Genomic DNA, 1,545 nt, shown 5'->3' with positions numbered 1-1,545 from the left:
CTTTGACGCCCAGTTGCTTTCTCGTCAGCTGGATCTCGTGGCGCGTGACCTGCAGGCGCAAGGTGAGGGGTTCTACACGATTGCCTCGGCCGGGCACGAGGCCAACGCTGCGCTTGCCCTGGCGCTAGCGCCCACCGACCCAGCGCTGCTGCACTACCGGTCCGGTGCCTTCTACTGCGCCCGCGCCGCCCAGGTCAGCGGCGTCGATCCGGTCTCCGACATCGTGCACAGCCTCACCGCGTCCGTTGACGATCCGATCTCTGGCGGGCGGCACAAGGTATGGGGAAGCCACAAGCTCGCCATCATCCCGCAGACCTCAACCATCGCTTCCCACCTGCCTCGCGCCGTCGGGATGGCCTTCGCCCACGACCGGGCACGACGTCTCGACCTGCCCCCCACCTCTCCGCCCAGCAGCATCGTCGTGGCCAGCATGGGTGACGCCTCGCTGAACCACTCGACGGCCCAGGGCGCTCTCAACGCGGCATCCTGGTTGGCTCACCGCGACATCAATGTGCCCCTGCTGATCGTCATCGAGGACAACGGGCTGGGCATCAGCGTCCGCACCCCCGTCGGCTGGGTCGAGTCCTCCGTCCGCTCCCGACCGGGAATGCACTACCTGGCCGTCGACGGCGCCGATCCCGAGCGCCTCCTGGCCGCCGCCGTGCAGGCGGTCGACCTCGTCCGCACCGGCCGTCGACCAGTGGTCCTGCACCTGAGCACGGTGCGCTTCATGGGTCATGCCGGCAGCGATGTCGAGTTGGCCTACCGCAGCGCGGGCGAGATCTCGGCCGACCTCGAGCGTGACCCCCTCCTCGCCACGGCCCGCGTCCTGCACCGCCGAGGAATCTTGGATGGCGCCGAGTTGCTCGACCGCTACGAACGCGCCCGAGTCCGCGTTCGTCATACCGTCGACGATCTTGCCCCAATGACCCGGATGAGCCATGCCGCTGAGGTGATGGCACCGCTCGCCGCACACCACCCTGTGCAGGTCCGGGCCGCGGCGCTGCGCGCCGAGCATCCAGCACGCCGGGCGACGTACTTTCCCCACGGGCTCCCCGAGGAGGCCGGAGACCTGACCTTGGCCGAGTCGATCAACGCGGCGCTCGTGGACCTGCTTGCCGGCCGGGAGGAGGCGATCGTGCTGGGGGAGGACGTCGCGGCCAAGGGTGGCGTCTACGGCGTGACCCGCGGGTTGCTCGGTCGTTTCGGGCCGTTGCGCGTGCTCGACACCCTTTTGGACGAGCAGACCATCCTCGGCACCGCCCTCGGCGCAGCGCTCGTCGGGATGCTGCCGGTCCCGGAGATCCAGTACCTCGCCTATCTGCACAACGCCGAGGACCAGCTGCGTGGAGAAGCGGCGACGTTGGCGTTCTTCTCCGCTGGGCAGTACGTCAACGGGATGGTCGTCCGCATCGCCGGGCTCGCCTATCAGCTGGGTTTCGGCGGCCATTTCCACAACGACAACTCCCTCACCGTCCTGCGCGACATCCCCGGCATCGTGGTCGCCGTCCCGTCCGGGCCAGCGGAGGCGCCGGGGCTGCTGCG

General features: G+C 69.3%; 1 protein-coding gene. It reads left to right on the top strand.

All coding sequences use genetic code 11. The features are described from left to right. Nucleotides 1-37: 37 nt before the first annotated feature. On the top strand, nucleotides 38-1,545 hold a 1,508-nt coding region (locus Q4P07_RS07605; protein WP_303374306.1), incomplete at its 3' end, for a thiamine pyrophosphate-dependent enzyme.

The sequence above is a fragment of the Ornithinimicrobium sp. genome (assembly GCF_030537745.1).
Taxonomy (GTDB): domain Bacteria; phylum Actinomycetota; class Actinomycetes; order Actinomycetales; family Dermatophilaceae; genus Ornithinicoccus.
This window is presented reverse-complemented; position numbering and strand designations above follow the sequence as displayed.